Consider the following 19,665-nt stretch of genomic DNA (forward strand, 5'->3'; position numbering starts at 1 on the left):
TTCTCATTATATTCAGTATAACGCATTTCACAGCGCACATAAATAAATCGTCGTATACAAAAAACGCATGCCTCGCGAGACATGCGCTGTTCTTTAATAGATTACATCCACAAATTCTTCTAGCTTAATACCGCCCAGGATTTTCTCCACGTCCAGAGACTCAAGTGCTTCCGTAATTGCCTTGCGTTCGTACTTCACACCGACTAAACGATTTTCAATTTCTTGCACTTCGCCAACACCGAAAAAGTCACCATATATATTGACGTTTTCTATACTGCCTTTTTCAACTTGCAAACGGACATCAATGCCACCGACAGGAAAACGTTTAGATTGCTGTAAGTTGAACTTCGGCGAACGTCCGTAATTCCACTCCCAGTTACCATAACGCTCCGCAGACAATTCACGGATTTTCGTCCAATCTTCATCCGTCAACACACGATACTCAATATTTTCTTCCCCATCGAACATTGAATTTAAGATTTCCTGTCTAAACTGTTCAATGGAGATCGGCTCTTCCAAAAACTCGGAAATATTCGCAACACGACTACGAATCGACTTGATTCCTTTTGATTCAATTTTGTCTTTCCTCACTTTAAGTGAATTCACGACGCCTTCCATATCTGTATCAAACAATAACGTCCCATGGCTAAACATGCGATCTTTTGTGGCGAATTGTGCATTCCCCGAGATTTTGCGTCCATCAATTAAAATATCGTTACGGCCAAGCAATTCCGCTTTGATTCCCATTTTAGCCAGTGCTTCTGTTACAGGTTCCGTGAATTTCTTAAAATTACGGAACGACTCTCCATCATCTTTCGTAATGAAACTGAAGTTCAAGTTGCCTTTATCATGATACACCGCCCCGCCACCAGACAGTCTACGTACTACGTGGATGCCTTGACGATCCACAAACTCTGTATTGATTTCTTCCACCGTATTTTGGTTTTTCCCAATTATGATAGAAGGTTCATTGATATAGAACAGTAAATACGAATCTTTGTCTACGTCCATCGTATTGAGTACATATTCCTCAATAGCGAGATTAATACGCGGGTCTGTAATGCCTTGATTATCGATAAATTTCATATTTTCTTCTCTCCTCACAAAATTGTCACATTTATTTTCTGTTAATTCTCTCAATTCAGAACTCCTAAAACCGCTTGAAAGCGCGTCACCAAAGGCTTGAGTCCATTTTAACAGATAGTTAAATGAAATGTTGACTTCCGGCATCTGTTATAATACAATATGTATATACCAAAGAGTTATACAACAAACAGAAGGGGATGGATGGATATGGTAGAAAGCATCGTTGAATTTTTCAAGAACTTGCCGGCGAAGGTTTGTGCGACATGTGGAACAGAAATTGAAGAGCAGCACGAGTGTTACTCTAATCAATGTAATCATTGCAACGTAAAATAAAACATAACTTTCATTCGGCGAATATTCCTATATTCGCTTTTTTTTGCGAAAATACATAGAAAGAACAACAAGCGCATCGTGCTAGACCCACCGCGCCTACCCGTCCTATTCCCCATACAATATAAAAAATCCGCACAACTAGGGTTGTACGGATTTTTCTACGTTATTTAAACAACTTCGCCAATACTTGATCTTTCGCGGCGACTCCTTGATCGATACAGTCAGGCAAACCAACACCCTTATAGGATGCACCAGCTAGCTCGACCATTGGAAACTCCAATTGTACTTCTTCCCGCGCACGTAAAACCTTTTCTTTATGGCCTACACGGTATTGCGGTCGGTCTTCTTTCCAACGTGTGATAATACAGAAATCCGGTTCACCTTCAAGCCCGAGAATTTCTTTCATATCTTTGCGAACGATTTTCTCAATCTCTGCATCTGGTAAGTCAACAATCGCTTCTTCTCCAACACGGCCGACGAATGCCCGCACCATCACTTTATCGTCTGGTGTTGTCGTTGGCCATTTACGGTCGACGAGTGTACAGGCGGTGATTGAATGGTTACTATTGCGCGGAACTAAGAAACCTGTTCCATCGATATCGCTCTTCATCGCACTTTTCGGGTAACCTAGTGCAACTGTTGCGACAGATGTCATCGGAATCGTTCCTAGCTCTTTCAACAGACCATGCGGTTCAAACAAACGACTCGCTACTATATGGCTTGCAGACATAATCACTGCATCTGCGACGATTTGCTGTTGATCGTTCAATGTTAGAACGGCACGGTCACCTTGTTTCGCTATGTGGGTGACACGCGTACCTTTCATCACATCGACATCAGTCAACTGCTCTTCTAATGCTTCGATCAATGTATTCAGACCATTTTTAAATGTATGGAACGCACCCATTTTCTTTGAACTATGACTATTTTTTTGCGGTAGCTGTTTAGGCGTTGTCTTTCTCATTCCTAAAATTAAGCTACGATGATTTTTTTCCACTTCATAAAACTGTGGGAAAGTCGATTCCAAGCTCATATGATCGATATCACCGGCATAGACGCCCGACAACAGTGGCTCGATTAGATTTTCCACCACTTCCGTACCAAAGCGTCGACGGAAAAACTTACCGAGCGACTGATCTCCGGTTACTTCAGAACGTGGTAATACGAAGTCACCTGCCGCACGTATTTTACCGCTCAAACTGAATAAACCAGATGTAACAAACGGTTTGATTTCAGTCGGTACCCCCATAACAGCACCTGCCGGGATTTTGTGCATTTGATCATGCAACAAAATATACGCTTGCCCTGTTGCGTTACGCACAAGCTGATCCTCTATCCCCAGGTCAGTCGCTAATTGGTCTACACTTTTTTTACGGATCAAAAAGGAGTCGGGACCGCGTTCGATTACATAGCCGTCTCGACGGACTGTTTGGATTTTTCCACCTAGTTGTGTTGAAGCTTCAATCATGATGATATCTATGGGAAGTCCTTGTTCACGGGCATCTTTTTGCATATAATACGCTGCAGCAAGACCTGTGATGCCGCCGCCGATTATGACAACTTTTTTTCGTTCACTCATGTCCTTTTTCACTCCGATCCACTTGAATTCATTTACTTGCGTGCAATTGATCCATTACCGCATCCGCCATTGCATCAATGAATAAAGGATCGGTGTTCGGCATAGCTGGTCTGTGGTACGCAGCGCCGATATCGTCACAAACTACTTTACATTCGTAGTCGTTATCGTACAGAACTTCCAAGTGATCTGACACGAAACCAACTGGTGTGTAAACGAACGATGTATAGCCTTTCGTTTCAAACAGTTCACGTGTGAGATCTTGTACATCGGGACCTAACCAAGGATCAGGCGTTTGCCCTTCACTTTGCCAGCCGAGTGCGTATGTTTTGACGCCTGCCGCTTCTGTAATCATTTCTGCTGTTTCTTTCAACTGATCAGCGTATGGATCACCGTTAGCAAGAATCTTTTCCGGTAACGAATGCGCAGATACGATCAAGCATGAATTCTCGCGCTCTGCCTCGTCCATCGCATCATAAGTTTGACGTAATTGGTTTGCCCAGTACTCGATGAATTTCGGTTGCTTGTACCAGCTTTCCACCGAAGTAAGCGTGATCCCGTGCTTGTCTGCTTCTTCTTTCGCGCGACCGTTGTATGATTTAACGGAGAACGTAGAGAAATGTGGTGCCAATACAATAGATGCCGCTTCTGTAATACCATCTTCATGCATTTTTTGTATAGCATCTTCTACGAATGGTGCAATATGCTTCAGACCCACATATACTTTGAATTCAATTTCATCTTGTACTTCATTCAAACGAGCGCCTAATGCGTCCGCTTGATCATCCGTAATCCGTGCAAGTGGTGAAATGCCTCCGATTGCTTCATAGCGATTGCGCAGATCTTCTACTTGTTCCGGAGCCGGTGGACGGCCTCTACGGATATGCGTGTAATACGGTATTAGGTCGTCATAGGAGTTTGGTGTTCCATACGCCATAACGAGTAAACCCATTTTCTTTTTCGTCATCATTTTCACCTCATGGTTGGATTATTACTTCGAACGTAATTCTCTACTATAGTCATGTACAAAAGCTGTTAAGCGTTTCAATGTTGCTGGTTTTACTTGAGGGAATACGCCGTGGCCCAAGTTGAAGATGTGGCTACCGTGCTCTACACCTTGTTCAACAATCAGCTTTGCACGTTCTTCGATGACCGACCAGTCTGCTAATAACATGGATGGATCCAAGTTTCCTTGCAATGGTTTAGTCATGCCGCGTTCGCCAGCTTCTTTAATAGACAAGCGCCAATCCAGTCCAACTACGTCGACTGGTAGGTCATGCCATTCATTCGCCAAGTGGCTTGCGCCGACTCCAAATGTGATCAACGGAATATTTAATTTACGCAGTTCCGAGAAAATACGAGTCATTGTAGGTTTAATGAAGATTCGGTAATCCGATACATTCAGTGCGCCTACCCATGAATCAAATATTTGCACAGCTTTAACGCCTGCGTTAACTTGTGCTTGGATATAACTAATCGTCATATCAGCCAATTTATCCATCAATGCGAACCAAGCTTGCGGCTCAGATACCATGAAGGACTTTGTCAGGTTATAACTCTTGGAAGGACCGCCTTCGATCATATAGCTCGCAAGTGTAAACGGTGCGCCTGCGAAACCGATGAGTGGTACATTCAATTGCTCTTGTGTTAGCAATTTTATTGTATCCAAAACGTAAGGAACTTGCTCTTCTGCTGAAAACTCACCTAAGTTTGCGATGTCTTGTGCAGAACGAATCGGGTTGGAAATCACTGGACCCACGCCTGATTTAATCTTTACGTCTATTCCGATCCCTACAAGTGGTGTCACGATATCTTTATATAAAATAGCTGCATCTACATCATATTGATCTACAGGAAGCTTGGTTACGTACGCACATAATTCAGGCTGATGCGTAATTTCTTCCAAAGAGTATTTCTCTTTGATCTTAAGGTATTCTGGCTGTGAACGTCCTGCTTGACGCATGAACCAAACAGGCGTGTGTTCAATTTCCTCGCCTCTCGCAGCACGTAATAACGTATCGTTAAAAGTTGACATATTCTGAGATACCTCTTTCCATATTTTTAATTTCTTTCACGTAACTCATATACGTTCTCATGATAAACCGTTGACAAGTCAATGTATAGCGAATTGCGCCTTTGTCATAATTTTGTGCTAAGGCAACTCACATTTCTGCCACGCTTTAGACAATCCTTCCTAACTTGCTTGCAACAGATGTGTTTGATTCAGAGGATTTAAGGGAATTACTATATGTAGAAACATACACTAGTCAAGAGTGTTGTTAATTTAAGCACGGACGATTGTTACTAGCCAAAGGAGGAATTTTATATGAATATTTATATGACGACTGGAACGCTGGGTTTTATGGAGAAGATCAAAGACCAGCACACGGATGAATCCATACTTTTGATGAATGGTGGCGGCAGTACACTGTTGCTACATGAGACGAATGGCAAGAGCGTATTTCAAACACCAAGAAAATATGAAGTGGTGGGTTCATACGGTAACCTGACAGAACCGGGATTCTTTGCAATGGATAACGTGGCAGTGACAGATGAAGGGAAACCCATTTTCGAACATCAGTACAAACACTTGGGCGATCAACTGCAAAACATGCCAGGTTTTGTAGCCTTCCGCTTATTACGTCCGATCGGTTCTGATACGTATACATTGCTGACGGAATGGACGGATCGACGCTTATATGAGATTTGGTATAACTCTCCCGGTAATCAATTATCGGATAAAACGGTTTTCAAAGATGCCGGTGGTTCGACACAACATATCTTCACAAGCGCTCCTTACACTGCACATTATAAAACACCTACTGATGAGGTTTGACGTTTCTACGTCAAACCTTCTTTTTTATGTCGAACGTCGTCTAACTTACCGTTTTTCAGCTTTTCTAGTGACGGAAAATTGCAAAATTCATAGTTTGCGATATGGCGTACCGCTTGCTATACTGAACGAGTTGATTGACTTATTTGTCTATTCGAAAGGGGTTTTATAATGAAAGAACGATTATTTCAGAAACTAGAACAATCCTATGACGATATGGTAGAGATTCGCCGTTACTTACATATGAATCCCGAAGTTTCGTTTAAAGAAACGAAAACCGCTGCCTATATCGCTGACTTTTATAAACATCTCGGAATAGAAGTACGTACTGGAGTAGGCGGTAATGGTGTCGTGGCAAGAGTCAAAGGCGCAAAGCCAGGAAAAACAGTTGCTTTACGAGCAGACTTCGACGCATTACCTATCCAAGATCAAAAAGACACACCCTATACTTCCACAGTACCCGGTGTCATGCATGCATGTGGACACGATGGCCATACCGCCACGCTTCTTCAATTAGCAAAAGCTATGAACGAAATGCGCGAGGAGCTAACAGGCGAATATGTATTTATCCATCAACACGCAGAAGAATTAGCTCCAGGCGGTGCGATTGCGATGATTGAAGACGGCTGTTTAGAAGGTGTCGATGTCATTTTCGGCACGCACTTATGGTCTCTATTTGACTCAGGCGTCATCTATTACGCCTCCGGTCCCATCATGGCTGCAGCGGATCGATTCAATATTACCATTCAAGGTGCTGGCGGACACGGTGCTTCTCCACATCAAACGAAAGATGCAATCGTGATCGGTTCACAGCTCGTAATGAACTTGCAACAAGTCGTCTCAAGACGTGTGGATCCTATTGAATCAGCTGTACTATCCGTCGGCTCTTTCGTCGCAGAAAATGCCTTCAACGTCATCGCTGACCAAGCTGTTCTAGGAGGAACTGTTCGCACATTCACCCAGGACGTACGTAATCTAATGGAACAAGAAATAAAGCGTATAGCGGAAGGCACTGCCTTGGCTCATGATTGCCAAATCACTGTAGACTACTTCCGTGGATACCCAGCAGTGGTCAATCACGAAAAAGAAACGAGCTATTTGAAAACTGTTGCTGAATCTATTCCGAATCTAAATGGTGTTGAAGAAATGCAACCTCAAATGGGTGGAGAAGACTTCGCCTACTACCTTGAAAAAGTGCCAGGTACTTTCTTCTTTACAGGCGCCAAGCCAGCAGATGCCTACCCTCACCATCACCCACGTTTTGACATAGACGAAAAAGCTATGATGGCAGCGGCTAAAACATTGTGTGCTGCGGCTATCGAGTACCAGAACTGAAGGTCACAATGCTGAAGAACATTCCTATTGTCTTAGGATAATCTTCAGCTTTTTAATTTCGCTCTATTGCCGGCAGTGTAGGTGAGGAGTTCATTGTCTCCACTGCGGCACCGATGAATGGCTTCCGTTAAATTGGGTGTAAGGCGGTTCGCACACTCACCTTCCATGCACGAGAACTTGATAGCATCAAATTGCTGATTTTCTACCGATCAGAACCACAATCATTCGATAAAACTCACCATATTAATAGAAGATTTACTATTTTCCAACATTGTAGTTGATTTTCGCTTTTTCTATACTATAATTAATACGTATATGGTCCTATTAAACAGGAGGGAACAACATGGCGAATCCACATTATCTATCGTCTTATATCGTTACATTCCATACTTTTGCATTACTTCATGGACAACATGCGAACCCATACTATACAAAAGTAGTGGAAAGCGACCGGACATTTATTGTCGAGAAAACACCATTAGAAATTATGAGAGAATCTTGTGCGCATTACCGTTCCAACTTTGAGTCCATTATTAACAGTTCCAAATTGGATTTGAGAAATCGTCCAAAACCACCGATTATGCTAACCCATTCGAATGATCGGCCGTTATTATTTTTCCCTTTACTGTCCCCTACTTTACATAAAAATTCCTGGGTGGCTTATCATGCAGTCAAAGACGCTGTTCAGCACGAGGATGGTGTAACCGTTATGCTAAAAAACGATACGCAGATGCATCTCGATACGTCGTTAGCTACCGTTTATCGCCAAATGGCATTATCGCATATTTTGTCTCAACGATTTGAAAATGCTCAAGAAGAATTGCGAAGTTCTTATTACATGATCATGGAGCCGAAGAGTTCTGATTCGACAATTTCCTAATATATAGATTCAATAATTCTTCCGATCGATTACGTAAGCGAACATTCAAATAGCGTCGCATATCTTGATAGCCACCATGTAAAAATATATATTCCGTAAATAGTTCATCTGTCGAATGACGTATCACTTTCATTTTGTGCTTTTGTAAATACAGAGAAGTTGTTTGTAGATCAGCAGAAACGGTGTTCATTGTCTCGTCTAGCAAATTAAGGTATGGGCTCTTCAATTTAAACGGTACCTTCTCTAACAACTGACGGTCACGTTCCATAATTGTCAACAGCATAGGAAGATAAATATAGTTCTCCAAATAGGGCATTGCCTCTGCGGGGATCAAAGGCATTGAAATCGCCTCCTTATAGAACATGTGTTCTTTTATTGATTATAATTCCTTTAGCGCAGAAAAGCAAGTACTCGTAGTATGGCTTTTTTTCGCATAAAAAAACTTCCAGTTGTATTCACTGGAAGTTTTGTCGTTATATCAACATATAAAGTCGTTTATTCGTTTCCTGGTTCATCACCAATAAAGTGGATCGAGAACACTTTCCATGCGCCATCTTCTTTATTGAAAACAGTCACTTGGCGGCCTTCAGGCGTATTTTCTACTCCTGTCTCAATATCCGTGAACGTCGTTTTCAATGTAGAAAATAACTGTGCGCTATCCTCTGAATATTTTACGATCGTTTCATGATCTGTTTCACGTTTCATCGTAGTATTTTTAAGCATTTCTTCCGTAGCTTGACGCTCTTCCTCTAAGTCATAGCCTTTAGTAGAAAGTGTAGCAAGATACCCTTCTACGTCTTGATTATTTAATGTTTCGATGTAGGTATCAAAAGCAGCTAAAATATCTTCTTTATCCTCTTTTGGTACGTCTGTAGCTTCTTCAACTTTGTCGCCTGACATGCTGAACCCTACTTTATTATCATCTACTCCATGATCGATGGCGCCACTGCCTGGTGCGGGTTCCCCGGTTTCAGGATTGTTCTGATTCGTTTCATCTGCGTTACCACATGCGCCTAATACGAGCGCTAATGCCATGGACGCGACTGCCAATTTTTTCTTCATATGCCCCTCCTACGTAGAGAAAAAGGCCTTTAACGTGCAAAGACCTTTCTCTTTTTTTATTATTTTACCTCTACCCAACCATTTTTGATTGCTGTCACAACAGCTTGAGTACGGTCATTGACACTCATTTTTTGTAGAATGCTGGAGACGTGGTTTTTCACCGTTTTTTCTGAGATGAAGAGCGTTTCACCGATTGTCCGGTTACTTTGGCCATCTGTTAATAATTGTAGAACTTCACATTCGCGCTTCGTCAATAAATGAAGCGGGCGACGAATGTCGTTCTGCTGGAAGGATCCTTTATGTTCTCTTTCGCTCAAACGACGGAATTCTGTTACCAAATTATGCGTAATTTTTGGATGTAAGTAAGAGCCACCATTCGCTACTACTTTGATCGCTTGAATAATCGCATCTGCATCCATTTCTTTTAGCATATAGCCGAGAGCACCTGTTTTCAAAGCGTGCGTTACGTAAGACTCGTCGTCATGAATGGATAGCATGATGACGCGTGCGTCTGGAAACTCATTAATTAACTGCTCAGTCGCGTCTACACCATTCATGCGTGGCATATTAATATCCATCAGTACTACGTCTGGCTCATACTCTCTGTATAACTCGACTACTTCCACTCCATCGTCGCCTTCTGCTACTACGTTAAATGATTCTTCAAAATCCAAAATCCGTTTAACTCCTTCACGGAATAATTGGTGATCATCTACTATCAATATTTTAGTCGCTTCCATATCCTATTCCTCCCAGTAATTACCTTACTTACAGATCTTCGTCTAATGGAATTTGAAAAAGTATTGAAGTGCCTTCTCCAACTTTCGAAATGACCTTCATTTTCCCTTTCAATAAATCTACACGTTCTTGCATTCCAATTAAACCAAATGATTTCTCTTTTACTTCATTTGTATCAAATCCCAGACCTTGGTCTTTGATTACTATATTAACCGATTCGCGTAACCATTCGATTTTTACCCATATTTCATCAGTTTTCGCATGTTTAATACTGTTATTTACTGATTCTTGAATGAGACGAAAAATACCTATTTCAAAATTGGAAGCAAATCTTTTTTCCGCTCCATTGCTTTGAAAATGAATGATTAGCGGCGCTTCGTATTCACTAATAGTCAATAAATACTTTCGCAATGTCGGAACTAGCCCTAAATCATCCAAAGCCATAGGTCGTAAATTGTAAATGATACGACGCACTTCAGATAGCGCTCCCCTAACCATTTCTTTTAAGTAAGATAGCTCTTGCATCGCTTCTTCTGGGCCATGCTTAACAAACGTTTTTTCGATTAAACCCGAACGCATCAAAACATTGGCCAGCATTTGTGCAGGTCCATCATGAATATCACGTGATAACCGTTTACGCTCTTCTTCTTGAGCTTGAATGATCTGAACTGCAAAATCTTGTTTTTGGCGAGCCGTTTCTAGTGCTGTACTTACATTTTTCAAATCAGATGTTAAATATGTGATCACAGTGGTTACTTGGTTTACAAGTTGGTCTGCTCTTTCAATTGTAGAGAGCAGCAACTTTAGTCGACGTTCAAGTTCATCCCGTCGTTCACGAAGTTGTTTCTCCTCCATTTTATTGATGGAGGCGCGTACAAGCAAGTCATTTGCTACGCTATACGCTTGTTTAACTTCATCTTCACTATACGTTACGAAGTCTTTTGACACAGTAGCAAGACGTTTTCTTGAGTGACGTGACATACCCTCTAAGGAATCGCCTTCTGTTATCACATGAGAAATACTTTCTTTCACTTCTGCTAACTCTTTTTGCATCTCTTCAAAACTTCGGCGGCTTTGTTCACTAATTAAAAAAATATCATTTTTTGAACGATCCATTACATTTACCATGTTGCCAAAAATTTTCTCCATCTGTTGAATGTCAATTGCTTTGTCGTTCAAATAACTACCCCCCGCACCCGTTTATGTGAAAATTCGCAAAGCGAGCATTATTGCAGTTTAGCCTAAATACTTATACACTTCATATATAGTATATCATTTTAACGATGAATAAGTATTATAAGTATATTACAAATGTAGGGGGTACGACAAATGCGAGCTAATTATAAAACCGTACAACTATACGGAGAGAGTGAATTCGTTATCCAAAAATCCCGCTTTCTGTCATTTGTCAAAAGAGTCGAGACAGAACAAGAGGCGCTGGATTTCATACAGGACATCAAAAAAGCCCATCATACTGCTACTCATAATTGTTCCGCCTATATCATAGGAGAACATGACCAGATCCAAAAAGCGAATGATGACGGTGAGCCTTCAGGTACAGCCGGCTTTCCTATGTTGGAAGTTCTTAAAAAGCAACAGCTAAAAGATACCGTGATCGTTGTGACTCGCTATTTTGGCGGCATCAAACTTGGTGGTGGCGGATTAATCCGTGCATATGGCAAAGCAGCTTCTGAAGGCATTGCCGCAACAGGTGTCGTGGAAAGAAAATTACACACACTAGTTAAGACTTCTATCGATTATACATGGCTAGGCAAAGTAGAAAACGAAGTACGGCAGTCCGAATACCCACTAAAAGAGATTGTCTATGAAGAGGACGTTGAACTCTTTTTATATGTTCCTGAAGAGGATCAAGAGATTTTTCAGGAATGGATGATGGAGTTAACGAACGGTCAGGCGATCATCACCATAACTGGACATGAATTCCTAGAGTTCGACATCTAACTATACGTCCAACCAAAAAGCGGGTATAATGGTAGAAGGTGAACTTTATGAGCAGTAGGTCTGATTTCCTTACATCACTGCGAATTGTATGTGAAGATTTGCCACTGACGGTTTTTTCTGCCGTACACCCTGGAGGTATAAAATGAAAAGAGAAGAATATAAGAAAAAGAACGCTTCCAAAACGAAGCGCTTCTTGAAGATAGCATTATGTACGTTCTTCATAGCGGCCCTAGCCATTGCCGGTTATGCTTTCAAATTGCATAATCAAGCGATGAACGTACTAGATCGTTCTTATGAACCTATTGCTAAACAAGAACCACCAGAAATATATGTAGAACCCGCAAAAGACAAAGTATCGATTTTATTGATTGGCGTAGATGAAAGTGAAACGCGGCAAGAAACAGGAGCAAATGGCAGGTCAGATGCATTGGTACTCGCAACTCTGAACCCTAAAACCAAAAGTATCAAGCTCGTCAGCATCCCTCGTGATTCATATGTGTATATTCCACAGATAAACTATAAAGATAAAATCACACATGCACATGCCTATGGCGGTACTAAAGCCTCTATTGAAACAGTCGAAGAACTATTCGATATTCCCGTCAACTACTATGTCAAAATGAACTTTAATGCATTCATCGACGTGGTAGACGCACTCGGCGGTGTAGAAGTCGAAGTTCCATATGAACGAATTGAGAAAGATGAAAACGATAAAAATGCAATTCACTTAATGCCAGGCCTCCAACGTCTTGACGGACGCCATGCGTTAGCTTTAGCACGTACTCGTAAACTCGACAATGATATCGAGCGCGGCAAACGTCAGCAAATGATTCTTGAAGCGATGATTAAAGAAGCAACATCGATTACGTCCATTACAAAATATGGAGACGTGATCAATGCGCTTGGTGATAACATGAAGACCGACATGACATCCAAGCAAATGTTGTCGTTCATTCAGTATATAAAAAGCGGACTTCCGGACGTCGATACCATTACGTTGACAGGCTATGACGATATGTCGACAGGTATTTACTATTACAAGCTAGATGAACAGAAACTAGAAGAAGTAAAGCAGATTTTGAAATCCCATCTAGGAATGATTCCAGACTCCTCCTCTTTAACCGAGCTAGACACGGACCAAACGTCCGCATCCGCTCAAACCGATTATCCATAATTCACTCCGAAGCGATGAGGCCTTAACTGGTTTCATCGTTTTTTGTAGATAGAGATAGGAAGGAGTCAGTCCGATTAGAGAATGTAATAGTTTCAGTGTACACTGTACTAATTTGGTTAAGTGGATTAAATTCACTAGTAAAAGTCACTTTGACTCCCACTCTATAAACCTTGAATACGACAGCAGTGCAGTGCAGTTCACTCCTAGAAGATCAGCATCCATCTAGAACGTCGATCAACAGTACCTCTCCCCCCAGCCATCACTCTATCTTTATACATTTCATCAAAAAAAGCCCTCATCCGCTTCGCAGCAGACAAGGACTTGTTTGATTTATTTACCAATCATGCGTACTAAATTTAACAACGGACGGTAATTTGCTCCTGCCAAACCTATCAACTCGACAAACAGCTCAATCACGATCAACATAACGAAGATCAGAAGCAACGCACCCCACACCGTAGCTTGTGAGAACAATACAGCGGCCGCTCCGAATAAAATCGCAATACCGTAAATCGTTAGCACAGCTTGTCTATGCGAGAAACCTACGCGTAATAAACAGTGATGCAAATGCGACTTATCTGCTGCAGTAATAGACTGCTTCATGCGAACTCGTCTAACAATCGCAAAGAATGTGTCTGAAATCGGCACACCTAGCATGATAATCGGAATGACTAGTGATACGACGGCAACGTTCTTAAAGCCGAGCAACGCCAGTACCGAAATCATAAATCCAAGGAAGAGTGATCCGGTATCGCCCATAAAAATTTTCGCTGGATGGAAGTTGAAAAATAAGAAGCCAAGCGAACTAGCTGCTAATATAGAAGCCGTTGCAGCCACAAAGACATCTCCCATCAAGAGAGCCATTACCGTAATGGCAATAAGCGCAATGGTGGAAACACCCGCTGCCAAACCATCCAATCCGTCAATCAAATTGACGGCGTTCGTGATTCCGATGATCCAAATAATCGTGATCGGAATACTTAAATACCCAAAGTCAAGCTGTCCTAGAAACGGCAAATTGATGAATTCAATTTGTAATCCGCCCCATAGTACAACGACCAACGCTGCTGCTAGTTGGCCTAACATTTTTGCTTTTGCTGTAATTTCCAGCATATCGTCTAAAAAGCCTATCATGACGATCAGTACTGCACCGATTAAGATGCTGACTGCGTGCTCGTCTTTCGGCAATAATATAGCATATCCAATAATAAATGCTCCGAAAATTGCGAGCCCGCCGATTCTAGGCATGATTCTCGCGTGGACTTTTCGGTAATTGGGGCGGTCAACCGCACCGATCCGATACGCGAATTTGATGACTAGCGGTGTTAGTATAATTGCAGCGATAAAAGCTACAGACATTGCAATGAATAACATGTCTTTCCTCCCCAATTAGCATTACGTACATATCACCTGTTAGTATAACATGATTGTTGCTAGATTTCATCAATTAGTACGTACTATCCAACCATTCCCTTACTTGCTGACATGCAAACACTACTAAACACCGCTACGACAAAGATTCGCACCTCTTTTATTCTGTAAATAATGATCCATCTATTGTTCTTCTCTTTCTATATATAGATAGTCTTTTGTCGGTCCTTTTGGTAAAATAGATAAGAATCTCTCATTATAGATAGAGATTCATAAAGGAGCGTCTAATTCATGTTAAAAATCTTTAAACGTAAAACTGGAACAAGTGAACGGCAGTTGCGTAAATACCGTAAAATTGTGGAGCAGATTAATTCACTTGAACCTAAATATATCGCTATGTCGGATGATGATCTGTCCGGAATGACAGTTCAATTCAAACAACAATTGGAAGACGGTGCAACCGTCGAGACCATTATGCCAGATGCATTCGCAGTGGTACGTGAAGCATCTAAACGGGTTCTCGGTATGCGCCATTTTGATGTGCAATTAATCGGTGGGGCTGTATTGACGGAAGGCAATATTGCTGAAATGCCGACTGGTGAAGGTAAAACGCTAGTTGCTTCTCTACCTTCATATGTACGCGCACTTGAAGGTAAAGGCGTTCACGTCATTACCGTCAATGATTATCTGGCCAAACGGGACTTTGATCAAATCGGTCAAATTCATCGTTTCTTAGGATTGACTGTCGGATTGAATGTTCCGATGATGCAAGGTCCAGCTAAGCAAGCCGCTTACGAAGCAGATATTACGTACGGTGTAGGAACGGAATTCGGCTTTGATTATTTACGAGATAACATGGTACAGCATACTTCTCAAAAAGTGCAACGACCTTATCACTTCGCCATTATCGATGAAGTCGACAGTGTCTTGATTGACGAAGCGAAGACACCATTAATTGTTGCAGGCAAAACGCAGGCAGATGCGGATCTTCACCACATCGCAGCCCGACTAGCCAAACGCTTTAAAGTCGAAGAGGATTTTGACTTTGACGATGCAACAAAAGCCACTTCTCTTACGGAACAAGGAATCGAAAAAGTGGAGAGAGCATTCGGTATCGACAATTTGTATGATTTAGATCACCAAACACTTTATCACTACGTCATCCAAGCCGTCCGTGCGTTCGTCATCTTCAAGCGTGATGTGGATTACATCGTACGTGATGGAAAAATCGAATTGGTTGATATGTTCACCGGTCGGATTATGGAAGGCAGAACATTATCAGATGGTCTTCACCAAGCGATTGAAGCGAAAGAAGGCGTCGAGATTACAGATGAAAATAAAGCACAGGCTCAAATTACCATTCAGAACTACTTCCGTATGTATCCAAAGCTTTGTGGAATGACGGGCACTGCGAAAACTCAAGAAACGGAATTCCGCGAAGTCTATAATATGGAAGTAATCCAAATTCCGACGAACCGGCCACGTGCACGGATCGATGCACCAGACTTCGTTTTCAAAACAATAGAAGATAAGTATAAAGCGGTAGCGAAAGAAGTAGCCGCGCGTCATGCGAAAGGACAGCCCGTATTGGTCGGGACAACATCCATTCTCCAATCTGAAGCTGTCGCCAAATATTTACGTGATGAAGGATTGAAATTCCATCTATTGAATGCGAAAAGTGTGGAGCAGGAAGTTTCATTGATTTCCGAGTCTGGACAAGCAGGCAATATTACCGTCGCTACTAATATGGCGGGCCGCGGAACGGATATCGTTCTCGGTGAAGGCGTAGAAGAAAACGGTGGACTATTTGTATTAGGTACAGAAAAACATGAAAGTCGCCGTGTGGATAATCAGTTACGAGGACGTTCAGGGCGTCAAGGAGACCACGGAGAAAGTCAATTCTACCTTTCTTTGGAAGATGAAATGTACATGCGTTTTTCTCCAGAAGAACTCGAGAAATTCTTGACGAAAGTCCGTACCGATGAAAATGGTAAAGTACTGAATCCTGAAGTAGATGAACTGACAGAACGCACACAACGTATCGTTGAAGGCGCACACTTCTCTATGCGTGAATACAATCTGAAATTAGATGATGTCATCAATGATCAACGTGAAGTCATTTATTCTCTACGTAACCGCGTACTAGAAGGCCATGATATTTTCGAAAAACTGAAGACGATGTTGTCAGAAACAGTTGAGTTCGTCGTTCTTGATAGCTGTCCTGATAATGAAATCGCCGACAACTGGGATTTCGAGCGGATTGAACGGACTATGAACGCGCTGTTATTGACGCCAGTTCAGCTTCCTACTTCATTAGATAGAACCGCAGATATACTGAAAGAGTACGATGAAAAAATGGCAGAGTTGTTTGCATTTATCGACACTTTCACTGATAATGAACAAGTGAGTCAACTGTTGCCACAAGTCATGTTGAGCTATATTGACACGATGTGGGTTAAGCACTTGGAAGTGATGACTCGCCTAAAAGAAGGAATTGGATTGCGTTCATACGGACAAGAAGATCCTATGCGTATTTACCAGCGTGAAGGCTTGCAGTTATTCGCCAAGCATTATCAACGCCTGCGCCGGGATATTGCGTCCGAAATTATCGCATTCATGAAGCAACTCAATACACAACAGGAGGTTTCCCGATGAAACTCTTCAATTTATTCAAAAAAACCGAAAAAACTGGATTGGACAGTACAGTTGAATCCGAAGAAATTTTAGAAAATGGCCAAGCAGGCTCAGGTGATGAAGATATCGAAACAGAACTATCTCTTCATGAGCAATGGAGTCTAACACAAGAGCAGGAATATGTATTCCGCTTTCTAGCAAATGAACTAGAGCCATTAAAGACCAATCAAATCTCCCTATCAGGTATCGACATCGATTTGGAACCCGCAAACGATAGCTGGTTAGTCAAAGCGTTCTTCCGCTCATCACTTGATCAAGCGATCACTGTAGGCGAAATCGAGTTATTATTACTTGATGAGGAAGGCAATACCGCAGCATCTGCAGAGTTTGATTTGAACGAGTTAGGTGAAATCCCAGCGCGCAGTGCACGTCCTTGGGTATTTGTTTTTGAAAAGAAAGATCAATTAGTAGAAGAAATTCCTGCGACGAACTGGAAACTAGCATTCAACGTTCACTCGATGATGCCGCATCAACTAGAACTTGCTCCCACATGGGAAGAGCAACTCCCTGCTGAGCAAAAAGAAGCATTGGCTAACATTGTAAGCGATCTTCCGAAATTAAAGCCACGCGAAGTGAATATCGCAGGTTTCCAAATCCAGTCACAGGATGACCAAACGATCGCTGCGTCCGTATTTGTTCGTAACGGTCACTCTAAACAAATCAATATCGAAAAGTTGCCGCTTGAATTAATAGATGCAACAGGTGATTTAGTAGCGCGAGGAACATTCGATCTGAATCCTCCACTTTCCGTGAAAGCAAACAGCACAACTCCTTGGACATTTATCTATCCTAAGGAATTAGTAAAGAAAGAAGAACCGGATTTCTCTCGTTGGACAATCCGCGTTCCACAAGACGCAACTAATTAATACGTACCGGATAAGATTGGGGCTCCCCCCTCTCCTATCCGGTATTTTTTTCACAAAAAAATCGACCTTCCGCTTAAGGAAGATCGATATCTCTTCTATTAAATACCTGCAACACGCTTGGCACCTATATAACGCTTACCCCAGTACGAGTCATTTACTTTATCTACACGTACACCTTTTGATGTAGAAGCATGCGCAAACTTGCCGTTTCCAACATAGATTCCTACGTGAGAAACACCGCGTCCTGTTGTGTTAAAGAAAACTAGATCACCATTGCGAAGGCTTGATTTCTTAACAGCACGCCCGGATGCATACATGGCACGTGAAGTTCTGGCTACTTTCAAACCATTTTGCTTGAATACATACCCAACATAACCTGAACAGTCAAATCCTGCTCTTGTCGTGCCGCCATAGCGATATTTGATACCCGTTAAGCTAGTAGCTGTTTTAGTGATGTTCGTTGTTTTGCTAGCCGCGTCTGCTTGTCCTGCAAATGGTGAAACAATCAGAAGTGCGGAAAGTGCTAAGACTGAAATGACTTTTTGTACTAAGTTCATAAGTTCCTCCATGATAATATGTATTTTTACTAGTTTACTTGTCTATGTGTGTGTATTTATCTTAGCACTTTCCAAACTCTTGAAATATTACAGTCGTGTAACAAGATTGTTTCAACATTAAACAATATGTTACGTCCTGAAATATTTGTGTCTATAATTGACAAATCTTGATGTTCAGTCGATTGTGTAGAATACCCAACTTGCAAGCGCGGTTGTTGGAGTGACTAGGCGGTTGCGGGGCGTTGCTCGACTGGTTGTTGGGAACTTAAGTCACTGAGTGTCTGCTTTCTAGACCCGCGCAGGCACGTGGGCGCTTGCCACAGCATCGAAGTGAAGCTAACGTTCGCATCAATCAAATTCTCTTCACACAAAAAAGGCTACCCCAGAAGTCTGCTTGCACTTCCAGGATAGCCTCTAACAATAGTTTATTCTACTCAATCAAGCTCTAAATCTGTGATCACAATTACGTCATCATGACGCAACAATTTAGTAATCGGCCACTCTTTCGTAACCTCTCCAGCTTTCAACTTTTCCATCGCTGCACGCTTCTTCTCACCAAATGCAACCATGATTAACTTCTTGGACTTTACAATCGAAGAAATTCCCATCGTCAACGCGGTATTCGGAATCTTTTCATCGTTTTCGAAATACTGGCTATTAACCCCCAATGTAGAGTCTGTCAGTGTCGCAACATGTGTGACCGAGTCAAATGATGTTCCTGGTTCGTTGAACGCGATATGACCATTCTCTCCCACTCCAAGAAGTTGAATGTCTAACGGGTGAGAATTCAACTGATCTTCGTATTCTTTACACTCTTTATCTAAATCTTCAGCCATGCCGTTTGGAATAAACGTTTCTTTAAATGGTTTTTTGCTGAATAAATGTTGATCCATGAAGTATGCATAGCTATTCGGGTTATCCGCGTCAATGCCGACATATTCATCTAAGTTGAATGCTGTAATGTTTGAAAAATCAAGAGACGAATTAGTCCACTCATCATAAATCGGAATCATCGTGCTACCTGTAGCTAATCCAAGTACATGCAATCTATTATGTTGAAGTTCTTCAGATATCAGATTAAATACTTCCTTCGCGCCTTCTTCGGGATTTTTTACTATAATCCATTTCACATTTTCCATTTCACACACCAGCTTCCTAGGTTTTACCTTATTATATTATAATTTTAATTAAACATACG

Annotated in this window: 19 protein-coding genes; 8 read left to right on the top strand and 11 right to left on the bottom strand. The window is 41.8% G+C overall.

Annotation, left to right across the window (positions count from 1 at the left end; genetic code table 11):
• Nucleotides 1–93: 93 nt before the first annotated feature.
• Nucleotides 94–1,086, bottom strand: coding sequence for a lipoate--protein ligase (gene lplA, locus CSV61_RS06855; protein ID WP_099638598.1), 993 nt, complete (start codon nucleotides 1,084–1,086; stop codon nucleotides 94–96).
• 207 nt (nucleotides 1,087–1,293) lie between these two features.
• Here lplA and yhfH point away from each other — a divergent pair, with 207 nt between their 5' ends.
• Nucleotides 1,294–1,419, top strand: a complete 126-nt coding sequence (gene yhfH / locus CSV61_RS06860; protein WP_083035173.1) for a protein YhfH — start codon at nucleotides 1,294–1,296, stop codon at nucleotides 1,417–1,419.
• Between the two features lie 163 nt (nucleotides 1,420–1,582).
• Here yhfH and hemY read toward each other — a convergent pair whose 3' ends face one another.
• From hemY to hemE, 3 genes are read right to left on the bottom strand one after another with little or no spacing between them, the layout of a single operon-like run.
• Entirely contained in the window at nucleotides 1,583–2,998 is a 1,416-nt protein-coding gene (gene hemY / locus CSV61_RS06865) for a protoporphyrinogen oxidase (protein WP_099638599.1), read from the bottom strand.
• A 28-nt stretch (nucleotides 2,999–3,026) separates the two neighbouring features.
• Nucleotides 3,027–3,962 (bottom strand): ferrochelatase, encoded by a 936-nt coding sequence (gene hemH, locus CSV61_RS06870; RefSeq protein ID WP_099638600.1) that lies wholly within the window; start codon nucleotides 3,960–3,962, stop codon nucleotides 3,027–3,029.
• 24 nt (nucleotides 3,963–3,986) lie between these two features.
• Entirely contained in the window at nucleotides 3,987–5,030 is a 1,044-nt protein-coding gene (gene hemE, locus CSV61_RS06875; RefSeq protein WP_099638601.1) for a uroporphyrinogen decarboxylase, read from the bottom strand.
• A 291-nt stretch (nucleotides 5,031–5,321) separates the two neighbouring features.
• Between hemE and CSV61_RS06880 the strand changes: the two genes are divergently transcribed.
• From CSV61_RS06880 to CSV61_RS06890, 3 genes are all read left to right on the top strand, one after another.
• Entirely contained in the window at nucleotides 5,322–5,831 is a 510-nt protein-coding gene (locus CSV61_RS06880; RefSeq protein WP_099638602.1) for an antibiotic biosynthesis monooxygenase family protein, read from the top strand.
• Between the two features lie 168 nt (nucleotides 5,832–5,999).
• Nucleotides 6,000–7,163 carry a M20 family metallopeptidase gene (locus CSV61_RS06885; RefSeq protein ID WP_099638603.1) on the top strand — a complete coding sequence of 388 codons (1,164 nt, stop codon included), beginning with the start codon at nucleotides 6,000–6,002 and terminating at the stop codon, nucleotides 7,161–7,163.
• A gap of 343 nt (nucleotides 7,164–7,506) precedes the next feature.
• Nucleotides 7,507–8,043 (top strand): competence protein ComK, encoded by a 537-nt coding sequence (locus tag CSV61_RS06890; protein WP_099638604.1) that lies wholly within the window; start codon nucleotides 7,507–7,509, stop codon nucleotides 8,041–8,043.
• On the opposite strand, the gene CSV61_RS06895 is transcribed toward CSV61_RS06890, so the two are convergent.
• The 4 genes from CSV61_RS06895 to CSV61_RS06910 form a co-directional block, all read right to left on the bottom strand.
• Nucleotides 8,006–8,383, bottom strand: a complete 378-nt coding sequence (locus CSV61_RS06895; protein ID WP_099638605.1) for a YhjD family protein — start codon at nucleotides 8,381–8,383, stop codon at nucleotides 8,006–8,008. The two genes, CSV61_RS06890 and CSV61_RS06895, sit on opposite strands and share 38 nt — an antisense overlap.
• 155 nt (nucleotides 8,384–8,538) lie before the next feature.
• Nucleotides 8,539–9,105, bottom strand: coding sequence for a nuclear transport factor 2 family protein (locus CSV61_RS06900; protein ID WP_099638606.1), 567 nt, complete (start codon nucleotides 9,103–9,105; stop codon nucleotides 8,539–8,541).
• Nucleotides 9,106–9,164: 59 nt separating this feature from the next.
• Nucleotides 9,165–9,845 carry a response regulator gene (locus CSV61_RS06905; protein ID WP_083035164.1) on the bottom strand — a complete coding sequence of 227 codons (681 nt, stop codon included), beginning with the start codon at nucleotides 9,843–9,845 and terminating at the stop codon, nucleotides 9,165–9,167.
• A gap of 28 nt (nucleotides 9,846–9,873) precedes the next feature.
• Complete coding sequence (locus CSV61_RS06910; protein ID WP_199173600.1) at nucleotides 9,874–11,022, bottom strand: sensor histidine kinase; 1,149 nt, start codon at nucleotides 11,020–11,022, stop codon at nucleotides 9,874–9,876.
• Between the two features lie 150 nt (nucleotides 11,023–11,172).
• Here CSV61_RS06910 and CSV61_RS06915 point away from each other — a divergent pair, with 150 nt between their 5' ends.
• The gene (locus CSV61_RS06915) at nucleotides 11,173–11,805 is read left to right on the top strand and encodes a YigZ family protein (protein ID WP_099638607.1); all 633 of its coding nucleotides are present in this window, start codon (nucleotides 11,173–11,175) and stop codon (nucleotides 11,803–11,805) included.
• A 142-nt stretch (nucleotides 11,806–11,947) separates the two neighbouring features.
• Nucleotides 11,948–12,979 (top strand): LCP family protein, encoded by a 1,032-nt coding sequence (locus CSV61_RS06920; protein ID WP_099638608.1) that lies wholly within the window; start codon nucleotides 11,948–11,950, stop codon nucleotides 12,977–12,979.
• 330 nt (nucleotides 12,980–13,309) lie between these two features.
• Here the strand turns inward: CSV61_RS06920 and CSV61_RS06925 are convergent, their stop codons facing one another.
• Nucleotides 13,310–14,353 carry a glycosyltransferase family 4 protein gene (locus tag CSV61_RS06925; RefSeq protein ID WP_083035160.1) on the bottom strand — a complete coding sequence of 348 codons (1,044 nt, stop codon included), beginning with the start codon at nucleotides 14,351–14,353 and terminating at the stop codon, nucleotides 13,310–13,312.
• A gap of 288 nt (nucleotides 14,354–14,641) precedes the next feature.
• Between CSV61_RS06925 and secA2 the strand changes: the two genes are divergently transcribed.
• Nucleotides 14,642–17,005, top strand: coding sequence for an accessory Sec system translocase SecA2 (gene secA2, locus CSV61_RS06930; RefSeq protein ID WP_099638609.1), 2,364 nt, complete (start codon nucleotides 14,642–14,644; stop codon nucleotides 17,003–17,005).
• The gene (locus CSV61_RS06935; RefSeq protein ID WP_099638610.1) at nucleotides 17,002–17,910 is read left to right on the top strand and encodes an accessory Sec system S-layer assembly protein; all 909 of its coding nucleotides are present in this window, start codon (nucleotides 17,002–17,004) and stop codon (nucleotides 17,908–17,910) included. Before secA2 ends, CSV61_RS06935 begins: the two co-directional genes overlap by 4 nt.
• A gap of 98 nt (nucleotides 17,911–18,008) precedes the next feature.
• Here CSV61_RS06935 and CSV61_RS06940 read toward each other — a convergent pair whose 3' ends face one another.
• Both CSV61_RS06940 and CSV61_RS06945 read right to left on the bottom strand, forming a co-directional pair.
• On the bottom strand, nucleotides 18,009–18,467 hold the full coding sequence (locus tag CSV61_RS06940; protein ID WP_099638611.1) for a C40 family peptidase: 459 nt from the start codon (nucleotides 18,465–18,467) through the stop codon (nucleotides 18,009–18,011).
• A gap of 434 nt (nucleotides 18,468–18,901) precedes the next feature.
• Nucleotides 18,902–19,606 carry a glucosamine-6-phosphate deaminase gene (locus tag CSV61_RS06945; protein WP_099638612.1) on the bottom strand — a complete coding sequence of 235 codons (705 nt, stop codon included), beginning with the start codon at nucleotides 19,604–19,606 and terminating at the stop codon, nucleotides 18,902–18,904.
• Nucleotides 19,607–19,665 lie beyond the last annotated feature (59 nt).

It is taken from the genome of Sporosarcina sp. P3 (genome assembly GCF_002743415.1).
Lineage (GTDB): Bacteria > Bacillota > Bacilli > Bacillales_A > Planococcaceae > Sporosarcina > Sporosarcina ureae_A.